This is a genomic window from Rhizobium sp. BK098, from assembly GCF_014193155.1.
Classification (GTDB): Bacteria; Pseudomonadota; Alphaproteobacteria; order Rhizobiales; family Rhizobiaceae; genus Rhizobium.
Map to the genome: position 1 here is coordinate 222,519 of NZ_JACHYY010000004.1, position 11,081 is coordinate 233,599.

Annotated in this window: 8 protein-coding genes; 6 read left to right on the forward strand and 2 right to left on the reverse strand. The window is 60.6% G+C overall.

From position 1 onward, the window contains the following. Window positions 1-83 precede the first annotated feature (83 nt). The 6 genes from FHT73_RS13035 to FHT73_RS13060 all read left to right on the forward strand — a co-directional run bounded on the left by FHT73_RS13035 (window position 84) and on the right by FHT73_RS13060 (window position 8,724). A complete protein-coding gene (locus FHT73_RS13035) occupies window positions 84-503 on the forward strand; it encodes a hypothetical protein (protein ID WP_183712144.1) in 420 nt (139 codons plus the stop codon). Next, the gene (locus FHT73_RS13040) at window positions 500-6,262 is read left to right on the forward strand and encodes a YadA-like family protein (RefSeq protein ID WP_183712154.1); all 5,763 of its coding nucleotides are present in this window, start codon (window positions 500-502) and stop codon (window positions 6,260-6,262) included. The genes FHT73_RS13035 and FHT73_RS13040 overlap by 4 nt, the downstream gene beginning before the upstream one ends. A gap of 7 nt (window positions 6,263-6,269) precedes the next feature. Next, window positions 6,270-6,845 (forward strand): invasion associated locus B family protein, encoded by a 576-nt coding sequence (locus FHT73_RS13045; RefSeq protein WP_183712156.1) that lies wholly within the window; start codon window positions 6,270-6,272, stop codon window positions 6,843-6,845. Window positions 6,846-6,858: 13 nt separating this feature from the next. After that, a complete protein-coding gene (locus FHT73_RS13050; protein WP_183712158.1) occupies window positions 6,859-7,548 on the forward strand; it encodes a hypothetical protein in 690 nt (229 codons plus the stop codon). A gap of 2 nt (window positions 7,549-7,550) precedes the next feature. Then, the gene (locus FHT73_RS13055) at window positions 7,551-8,024 is read left to right on the forward strand and encodes a DUF4189 domain-containing protein (RefSeq protein WP_112337099.1); all 474 of its coding nucleotides are present in this window, start codon (window positions 7,551-7,553) and stop codon (window positions 8,022-8,024) included. Between the two features lie 133 nt (window positions 8,025-8,157). Further along, a complete protein-coding gene (locus FHT73_RS13060; protein ID WP_183712160.1) occupies window positions 8,158-8,724 on the forward strand; it encodes an invasion associated locus B family protein in 567 nt (188 codons plus the stop codon). A 216-nt stretch (window positions 8,725-8,940) separates the two neighbouring features. Here FHT73_RS13060 and FHT73_RS13065 read toward each other — a convergent pair whose 3' ends face one another. Further along, the gene (locus tag FHT73_RS13065; protein ID WP_112603098.1) at window positions 8,941-9,801 is read right to left on the reverse strand and encodes a hypothetical protein; all 861 of its coding nucleotides are present in this window, start codon (window positions 9,799-9,801) and stop codon (window positions 8,941-8,943) included. A gap of 69 nt (window positions 9,802-9,870) precedes the next feature. Further along, a complete protein-coding gene (locus FHT73_RS13070) occupies window positions 9,871-10,866 on the reverse strand; it encodes an alginate lyase family protein (protein ID WP_210290343.1) in 996 nt (331 codons plus the stop codon). Between the last annotated feature and the right edge of the window lie 215 nt (window positions 10,867-11,081).

Sequence of the window (11,081 nt, forward strand, 5' to 3'; positions counted from 1 at the left end):
TTCTAAAAAAAATCCGGAATTTTATAAAATACGCTTGCGCTGAAATAAGGCCATCTTCCCGGACGGTAACTATCCGGTGCGGTATGGACATTCAATTCCCTGAATTTGAAATCTTTGCTCCGAAGATCGAGGTAGCCTGGACTGCCTTGCAAGACCGATATGCCAGCCGCTTGAGCGGCGCGGAAGTCGATTATCTATTTGCCTGCCTGGTCTTCGGTTTGACCTCTCCGGCTTACGGAGAAGGGGAGCCGCTATTCCATTTCGATGTCTGCCGCGCTTTGGTGACGATGAAGCTTCCCCCCGATCGGGCGGATGCCGCCTTGTATTCCGTTCCGGAGTTGACGCAGCCGTGGGTCGATACCGTCCGCGAGCAGCTCGAAAGCCAAGCCGCCAAAATGGGTCGCGCGCTTCTGCAAGCGCATAATTTCAACGACGACGCAGCCGCAGATGCGGGTTCACGCGTGCTCGGTCGTCCAGATAGCAGCGAGGAGAAGGCAGCATGAGGGAATGCGTTGGGGAACATCTGCAGACTAAATCTCGTATAGGATTGGCTGGAAACTTTGTTTCAACCGATCGATCGCATCGGCGCCGCCTTATGGCTGTACTGCGGATGGCATCTCGCATGCTTGGCATGCGCCGCAAAGATCTGGGAATTGGTGCAGCAGGGACGGGTAAGGTCGCCTGCATCGAAAGATCTCCGAGCGTCTCCGTCGCGCAGGGCAAAAGGTTGGCGCTCGAGTCCTTGAGAATCAGTGCGGCGGTCGCGCTGGGCACGATAGCATTCGGCGGTGTCGCGACGCCCGCCCTTGCACAATATGCCGCCGGCGGTGGAACCGCGTCAGCGGGCAATGCCGTCGCCATAGGTAACGGTACCCAGGCGAATGGCGCGAACAGCGTGGCGTTGGGCACCTCTAACAGCGCCACTGGCAATGCTTCGATCGCGATTGGGTATTCGATGGGTGTAAATGGCCTTAATGCTATAGGCATAGGTGTCTTCGCGGGCGCGACGGGTGTCAACGCACTCGCGCTGGGGGGCAATGCCCAGGCTACCGGAGACGGAGCAAGCTCCGTTGGTGTCAACTCGGTCGCAGCCACAGGCGCTGCTGCCTTTGGCCTGAACGCTCGTGCCGACGGAACGAATTCGACGGCGATCGGCTATGTTACCCGGGCGACGGGGCTGCGTGCCACCGCGCTTGGGTTCGGAGCGACGGCGTCAGGACTGGATTCGATCGCCCAAGGTAATAGCGCTACCGCAAGCAATCAGAACTCCATAGCCATAGGCTTTGGGGCGAACGCGACCGCGATCAATGCAGTCAATCTCGGTAACCGAACCGTCGCGGGAATGGGCGCCCTTCAAGAGAGCTCCATCGCCATCGGCACGGACGTATTGGCCTCTCAAGTCGACGCCACAGCGATCGGCCGGCAAAGCCAGGCGACGGGCACGAGCGCAATTGCTATCGGCAAGTCAGCGGCCGCATCGGGCATTAACTCACTCGCCGCCGGCCCCAGCACGGTAGCGTCGGGAGCCTTTGGTGTTGCTTTGGGCAACCAGGCACAGACGCTCGCTGCCGGTGGTGCTGTTGCGATAGGCTCGGGTGCAATTGTAGCAAGTGGTGCGACCTCCGGCGTCGCTCTCGGCAACAATGCAAATGCCGGCTCCAATTTAGCCACAGCGGTCGGCCCTGCTGCGAATGCCTCGGGGAGTGGGGCCGCATCCATGGGATTCAATGCAAAAGCGACTGCCATTAATGCGGCAGCGTTCGGCGCGAACGCGGTCGCAAGCCAGTCAAACACCCTTGCTTTAGGTGAGTCCTCCAATGCCACGGGTGTGAACAGCACATCGATCGGCGGCGGGTCTGTCTCCAGCGGGGCTCAGGCGGTCGCTTTGGGTATCAACGCGAACGGAGCCGGCGCCAACGCAATTGCAGTCGGAACAGCCGCTCAGGCTACTTCTGCCGAAGCGGTCGCCGTGGGCAACAATGCAGTTGCGACCGGCGGCAAGGCCGTCTCCATTGGCTCCGGCAACACTGCGTACGGGGACGGCGCGGTCGCGATCGGCGATCCGAGCTATGCGAGCGGCACCGGCGCCTTCACCGGCGGTGCCAACAACATCGCCAACAGCGATGGCACGGCAAGCGCCACCGCCGCCAACCAGGCACCCGGAGCGGTCGCGATTGGTAATAACAACAAGGCGATCGGCCAGGGTTCGGTTGCGCTCGGGAACGGTTCCACGGCGGGTGCCTCCGGCTTCGTCGGCAATGTCGCACTCGGTAACGGCGCGACGGCGGCGGCAAGCTCCGGCGACGTGGCCCTCGGTTCGGGCTCGGTGACCGACGTCGCCGTCGGCACCGCCAGCGGGGTGGTCAACGGCACGACCTATGCCTATCAGGGCACCAACCCGTCTTCGACCGTGAGTGTCGGCGCTGTTGGTGCCGAGCGCACCATCACCAACGTCGCGGCGGGCCGGATCAGCGGGTCGTCCACCGACGCCGTCAACGGCTCGCAGCTCTTTGCGACCAATCAGGCGGTCGATGCCATCGGTACGACGGTCAACAACATCACCACCGGCGGCGGCATCAAGTATTTCCACGCCAATTCGACGGCGGCGGATTCGTCGGCGACGGGTGCGGAATCGGTTGCGATCGGACCTCTCTCGGTCGCGTCGGGGGCGAATGCCATTGCGGCGGGCAACGCTTCGGGTGCCTCCGGCCTCGACTCGGCCGCGTTTGGATACATAGCCAAGGCCACGGGTGACTTCAGCACTGCCATGGGCCCCAATGCCAATGCGACAGCCACGTCCAGCACCGCGATCGGCCAGAATGCCTTTGCCACCGCCGTTCAGGCAACCGCTCTCGGCAAACAGGCAAATGCTAGTGCCGCGGATGCGCTCGCACTGGGCGCCAACGCCACGGCCGGCAATGCAGGCGCCGTGGCGCTCGGCTCGGGCTCGGTGACCGCCGCGGCGGTCGGCACCGCCAGTGGGGTGGTCAACGGCACGACCTATGCCTATCAGGGCACCAACCCGTCTTCGACGGTGAGTGTCGGCGCTGTTGGTGCCGAGCGCACCATCACCAACGTCGCGGCGGGCCGGATCAGCGGCTCATCCACCGACGCCATCAATGGTTCGCAGCTCTTTGCCACCAATCAGGCGGTCGATGCCATCGGTACGACGGTCAACAACATCAATACGGGCGGCGGCATCAAGTATTTCCATGCCAATTCGACGGCGGCGGATTCGTCGGCGACGGGCGCGGAATCGGTTGCGATCGGACCTCTCTCGACGGCGGCGGGCGCAAACGCCATAGCGGCCGGCAACAGCGCGACTGCTTCCGGCCTCGACGCAGCGGCGTTGGGATACATCTCGAAGGCGACGGGCGACTACAGCACCGCCATTGGCCCCAATGCCAATGCGACGGCGACATCTAGCACCGCAATCGGCCAGAATGCGTTTGCGACCGGTGTTCAAGCGAGCGCTCTCGGCGCAGGAGCGAGCGCCGGCGCTCAGAACGCCCTCGCGTTGGGCGCCCTTTCCGTCGCCAACAACGCAGGCGACGTCGCCCTCGGCTCGGGCTCGGTGACCGCTGTCGCGGTCGGCACCCCCAGCACCACGATCGGCGGCAACACCTATAACTTCGCCGGCACAACACCGGCCTCGACGGTCAGCGTCGGCGCGGTGGGTGCCGAGCGCACCATCACCAATGTCGCGGCGGGCCGGCTCAACAACGGTTCGACGGACGCCGTCAATGGCTCGCAGCTCTTTGCGACCAATCAGCAGGTTGACCTGAACACGACAGGCATCACCAATCTCAGCAATATCGTCAACAACATCAACACCGGTGGCGGCATCAAATATTTCCATGCCAATTCCACCTTGCCGGATTCCCAAGCCCTCGGGACGGATTCGGTTGCCGTCGGCCCGAATGCGGTCGCCAACAATGCCGGTGATGTGGCCATAGGTCTGAATTCGGCATCGGGTGCGACGACGGCGGTCTCGGGCGCAACAATCGGCGGTACCGCCTACACCTTTGCCGGCACAACTCCGGCGGGCGCCTTCTCGGTCGGTTCGGCGGGCGCCGAGCGCCAGATCCAGAATGTCGCCGCCGGCCAGCTCAACGGCGGCTCGACAGACGCGGTCAACGGCTCGCAGCTCTTTGCCACCAACCAGGCGGTCGACAGTCTCAACACGACGGTCACCACCATCAACGGCAACCTGACCAATCTCGGCAATACGATCAACAACATCGCCGGCGACACATCGACGACCTATACCGATGCAAACGGTAAGGGCATCCGGTATGTGCGCACCAATGACAGCACGCTTGCCGTCAGCGATTCCTCAGCTCAGGGCGTCGGTTCCACAGCCGTCGGCTATAACGCGACCGCCGCGGCAGGCGATGCCCTGGCACTTGGAAGACAAAGCCAGGCCACCATCCAAGGCGGGGTCGCCCTCGGTTCCGACTCGGTTTCCGATCGTCCCCTGGCACCCACCAGCGGCCAGATCGCGGCCGGCCCGACGAACTTCATCCAATACAACACGACGGATAAAACGCTGCTGGGCGCGGTTTCGGTCGGTTCGAGCACGGCCTATCGACAGATCATCAATGTTGCCGACGGCACCAACGCGCAGGACGCCGTCACCGTTCGCCAGCTTCAGGGCGCCATCGCTTCGGTAGCGACGACCCCAAGCAAGTACTTCCATGCAAACTCGGCGGCGGGCGACTCCCTTGCGGTCGGTGCGGAATCGGTGGCGGTCGGCCCGACCACCGTGGTCAACGGCGACAACGGCATCGGCATCGGCAACGGCGCGGTCGTCGACCAGGTCGCGCCTGGCGGCACGGCCATCGGCCAGAATGCCCATGTCATGCTGGCCGACGGCGTAGCCCTCGGCACAAACTCGCTGGCGGCGGGCGTGCAGTCGGTCGCATTGGGCGCCGGCGCGCAGGCAAACAATATCAACAGTGTCGCGCTCGGCGCGCAATCGGTAACGACCGTGGGTGCTCAGGCGGGCTATACCGGCTTTGCCCTGACGGGCCCGCAAACCTCCGTCGGCGAAGTGTCGATCGGCTCGGCCGGATCGGAGCGCAAGCTCACCAATCTGGCCGCCGGTTCGGCAAACACCGACGCCGTCAACGTCAGCCAGCTCAAGGGTCTCGGCACCAACATCACCAACCTGATCGGCGGCGGCACGACGGTCAATCCGGATGGCTCGATCACCGGCCCGACCTATAATGTCCAGGGCAACAACTACACCACGGTCTACGATGCCTTCGGCGCGGTCAACAACACGCTGACCAACATCACGAGTGGCGGCGGCATCAAGTATTTCCACGCCAACTCGACGCTGGCGGATTCCACCGCCAGCGGCACCGATAGCGTTGCGATCGGTCCGCAGAGTGTCGCCAGCGGCGTGAGCAGCCTGGCGGCAGGGCTTGGATCTGCGGCGACGGGGCAGGGTGCGGTTGCCCTCGGCCAGGGTGCGCAGGCCAACAATGCCAATGATGTGGCCTTGGGCTCCGGTTCCACAACACAGGCTGCTGTCGGCACATCCGGCACGACCCTTCAAGGCACGCACTACGACTTTGCCGGCACCGCGCCTGTCGGAACGGTGAGTGTGGGTTCTCAAGGGGCTGAAAGAACCATCACGAACGTCGCTGCCGGCCGTATTTCTTCCGACAGCACCGACGCCATCAACGGATCGCAGCTTTATGCGACCAATCAGGCGATCGACAGCCTGCAGACCGGTGTCGGAACGATCACCAAGAACGCCGTTACCTATGACCTCAATCCCGATGGCAGCAAGAAGAACAGCATCACGCTGCAGGGCGGTGATGTGAACGCGCCGGTGGTCATTTCCAACGTCGGCAAGGGTGTCGCTCCCACGGATGCGGTGAACGTTGCCCAGTTGGGTGACAGCATTACCCAGGTCAAATCCTATACGGATACGGCTGCCGCCACCACGCTGGCCTCCGCAAACAACTATACGGACCAGAAATTCGGCCAGCTGAACCAGGAACTTGGGGACGTCCGTTCCGAGGCAAGGCAGGCGGCCGCAATCGGACTTGCAGCGGCATCGCTTCGTTATGATGACCGTCCGGGCAAGGCAAGCGTGGCTCTCGGTGGCGGTGTCTGGCGAGGCGAGGGCGCGGTGGCCTTCGGCGCCGGTTACACCAGCGAGAACGGCCGCGTCCGGGCGAATTTGTCCGGTACGGCCGCCGGCGGACACGTGGGTGTCGGCGCTGGCGTCAGCTTCACTCTGAATTGAGGCTGTCATGATCAAAGGAACGCTTTACGGCGTCCCGACTTTCCTGATGTGCATGCTCCTGTTCGGCTCGATTGCAGCCGGACAGGATGCTGCCTCTCCTGCGTTTCGTATAAAACCTTCCGAGGTCGTTGTTCCCGGGGAGGTGAAGCTTGGCGACTATCAGCGGACCATTCGTCCCTTCGAGAACTGGACGCTGATTTGCGACGAAAATCTCAAAATTCGCCAGCGGGTCTGCAACGTCACCCAGATCATCGAGAACGATGCCGGGCAGGTCGCATTCAGCTGGTCGCTCGCAGCGACGAAAAAGGGCGATCCCTATATGATCTTGCGCGCTGCCCCGGTTGCCAAAAGCGACGGCGGTATCCTGTTGCAATTCGAGGGCCGCAAGGAGCCGATACAGGTCCGGTTCAACGGCTGCAACAACACGGTGTGCGTCGGCATGCTGCCGGTCGGACCTCTACTGCGCGAGCAGATTTCCAAAAGTACGGCGCCAACGGTTTCCTATCCGACAGCGGATGGGAGGACGATCAGCGTGACCGCAAATCTCAAAGGCCTTTCCACCGCCGTAAAGGCGATAAAGTGACGGATGGATTTCAATGACCCAGCAATCAATTCACGATCGCATCATGTCGCGAAACACCAAGGATGCCGCAATTCAGAACCTGGCGGTCGAGCAAACCGAGCCAAAGCGAAGCTGGCGAAAGACCGCCGCCCTTTCGGTGCTGGCGATCGCAATCGTCGCCGCTGGCGGCTATGCCGCCGTCCGATATGATGTCTTGGGTAATCTTCTCTCCCAGCCGGCGGTCGCTGCAGCGAACGACGCCAATCAGGCGCTGCCCGATACGCCGTTCCTGCAGCACGCCAAGCAGGCCGGACTGCATTCCTGTTCGACGATTTTCCCCGTTCTAGGGCAGCTGCTGACCAACGGCACGCAGTACAATGTCCAATCGGTGTGGAACAAGGAGGCAGCCGACAAGCATGCCGTGCAGGCACTTGTGGGCATGAACTATGCCACGCAGGGCTATAGCGGTCCGGCCGCCGGCATCGTATTTGCAGCACCGGTCGCATCCGGCTGCGAAGGAGCAATGGTTCGGGTCGCACCGTTCACAATGTCTTGCCCGGAAGTTTCGGCCAAGTTCCCGAACGGAAGCAAGCTCGTCAACAATCTCGACCAGGTCGGTGTCTACCAGCTCGGCAACGATGGTGGCGATGCCATGCTTTTGCCGACAGGAAGCGGATGCGTCGTCATTTCCGTGGCTTCGGCAGCAGGAAAGCAAGGGAGCTAAACATGAGATTGAAATCCGCGATTTCAGCGATAGGCATGCTTCTTGTCTCCGCCGCCCATCCGTGGGCTGCCGATCTCTTCACGACTGAGCAGCCGCCGGCTCCCCCGCCGGACGAGCGCGGCATATGGGCAGCCATCGCCTATTCCGCACCTGATGAAAAATACGGCTTCTTCTGGGGAGCCGACAAGCGCCAGGAAGCCATGGATATCGCCCTCAAGCATTGCGAGCGGGATAAGGGTAAAAGCTGCGTCGTCGTCAGTGTCTTCCGCAATCATCGTCACTGGGATGACGACGATAAGACCGGCTTTCCATACAATCATTGCGGCGCGCTTGCCACCGGCAAGGAAGGCGGCAAGCGCGTCACTCCGTGGGGCGCGAATTCGGCGCCGACACGCCGCGAAGCTGAAGATCTCGCGCTCAAGGCATGCGAGGGCTCCGGCTCCCGCTGCAGCGTGCGGGAATGGGTATGCACGTGAGCGCTTCCGCGCGAGATCGCCCTTGGGCGCGCCGGTTCGCGTCGAAGGGTGGCTGCCGACGCTAGCTCTTCATCCTGGCCTTTGCGGAAACGATTGCATAAGGTCGCATTTCAAAGCTGAGAGATCTTATCCCTTGTCAAATTCCGCATTCATTTCACTTCGGACAATCGGCCGCATTTCTTATGCGGTGCTCGCCTTCATCTCCGCAAGCTTTGCTCTGACGCTTGCACCTGCGGCCTTTGCCCAATCGGCCCTGCCGAACGGTGCATCCAGCCTGCAGGAGACGTATCAGGACTGGCATGTTGCGTGCAATCAGCGCGATAAGGCACCTTCTTGTGCGCTCTCGCAAGATCAAACTCAGCAGAACGGTCAAAGATTGCTCGCCGTCGAGATGCAGATGCGTCCCGATGGCAGTGCGCTTGCGACGCTGCTGTTGCCGTTCGGAATTGTCCTCGACTCGGGTGTCACGCCGAATATCGACGATCAGCCTCCCTTGAAGCCGGTGCGCTTTCGCACCTGCCTGCCGAACGGCTGCATAGCCTTGCTTCCGATCGACGCTCCGACACTTGCCAAATTGCGAACCGGCTCCCGCTTGAACCTCAAGGTTGTTGCCGATGGCGGCAATGCTTTGGGCTTCCAAGTGTCTCTGCAAGGCTTCTCAGCGGCTGCGGATCGCGTTGTTGCATTGGCCAGCCGGTAAAGTAAATCTCCTGGCAGCGACTTGTTTACTGGAGCTTACTGCGGAAGAAATCGATCAATTGCGCATTCATCAGGCGATGGAATTCCACGCGATCGAAACCGTTCGGGTCGGTACATATGATCGGGGCGAGTTTGGCAAGCGCGGCGCTGCAGGGTGCAAGAAAGTCATAATGCTCTGCACCCGCCACGACGTGCAGTTCAGGCGGAAGAGGTAATGCTATGCCAACATTTTAATTTGAAAGCCATTCGCCTTCATGAGTTCCAAAAGACCGTTGTTCCCGAGTAAGACGGCCAATGGGAGAAGAAGGAAATTCTGCGTCGCCTCAATCTTCAAGACCTGCTTCAGTAGCAGCGCTTTGAATTGTGGTCCCGCAAGAGAGCCGAGCGGATTGACCACGCCCTCCTTGAGGATTTCTTCTCGCAATTGGGTGATTTCGGATACACGCCGCTGCTCGTAAAGTGTTTCCATGTATCCCCCAATAGGTCCCAGTTGGCGACGTTTCTCGAGAAGATAACTGATTTGATGGGCGCCGACCGCTTCCAGCGTGAAGCTATCAGGTGGCGACCATATGGACATCAAGTCCGTATCGCTTATTAACGGCGATATCTGTTTTCCACTGGAACGCACGTGATCCATGATCACACCCTCGACACTTGGCGTCCATGGGTGTTGCCCTTCCCCCATCAACAGAAGGCTTACCACGTATCCAGGAAGTCGATCGACCGGAGCGCCCGCGGCAGCCGACACAATGCGGCGCAGATATTCAGCGTCAGCCGGTGGCAAATATGGAAGAACCGGTGGTATTTGTTTTATGTTCGTCGAATACTTAAGATGTGGAGCATTCGGCCCGATGTCGGTATAAACAGAAATCGCCTGTTCTGATATCCGCTCCCCATCCCGAACGATGTCAGACACGAGTGCGGCATTGACGCGTTCATAACCGAAAATATTGATCGATCGATCGGCCAGGTTCGCTTGCCAAAATACGGCCTTCTCTTCACTTGCCGCAGCACTTTGACCTGCCCGGAGCGTCAAAGCGCAAGCCATAATGGCAAACTGCCTGCGTGTTAGATGCATTATGGTTCTCCATTGAACCGTCTCAGGCAAATCCGAGGCGCGGGTTAATCGGGGCTGTTCCGGATAGTGTCATTGAGAACGCCCTGTTGCCGGACGTCCGCTCCAGGCAACAGTCACGTTGCCGCCAAGCCTTGGGTTGATGAAAGGCCGACGCTGAGCGATCAGGGCCATCAGTTGTGGATCATGAAAGCGAGCCTGATATGGCTCCATCCAGGCGAGGTCGCCGGCAAACGTCCAGGGGAAAAAATGTTGCGGCGTCGAACTGTAGGCTGAGAAACTGCTTGGATCGAGCACCGCCTCGATCACCAGATTGGCCAGACGCCGAATGGCGCCGTTATTTTCGGCATAAAGATCAACATGGCGTGCTTGCGCCAGCTCCGCGGTGAAGACCAGCGGGATGAGCGCAAAATTGTGATAGTGAAGTGCTCGATCGCCACGGTTCAGCTCGCGCTCCAACGTGCCGTTCGGCTGAATATCGTTGATGCCTTCGCGTGCACGGGCAATGCCCGCATCAACCAGGTCGGGCTGCTTCGTCAGCGTTCCTATGGCCGTGAGGTCGAGGCTCGCCCAGTAAACCAGATTGTTGTGCAGATGGTTGATGGCATCCGCATCCCGCGTAGACGTTGCAATCTCGATAAGCCATTTCGAGATTGCCGGTGAAACAGCAGGCGCGGCACTCTTCGATTGGGGAAATAACCTGAGCAGAGCCAAAGCGAAATCTGTGCCTGCCCATGAACGCTCAAAATATCCCTGATAACCGTTGATCGGCCCCATCAAGGCATTTGCACGAGCCCAAGTGTCCAGAAGTGCGACCACGCATGCTTTGTCGCCAATGTCGGCCGCCTTATTCACCTGTTCGATGAAGGCATGCAAAGGCTTTATCGCCCTGCTATAGCCATCCGGATCATCGTAGAATCCGGGTGGATCGAAAGCGGACATTGGCGGCGGGACCTTGCAGGCTTCCGCGCGTGTGGTGATTGGCAGCATACAGGCAATGAACATGGCGAGGAGCATCGCTGAATATACACGCTTCCGGCCCACCGGCATTTCGACTGATGCAACCATTTTCGCTCTCCGTCATCGAGCCACAGTCTGCCTCGATCTCAACCAGCCTTCAGGGCTCTCGCCAGATCTTACGCTGTTTGAACGGACAAGTGAGCTGAACCCGTCGCTCGACTTCTAAGAATTCTTCGCTGCCCAAGGACGAGCCTGGCTCGATCATGCCGGCGCATTCCCGGCGACGTCGTGATTTGAAGCCCGCTTTGGGGGAAGGCGGGTCG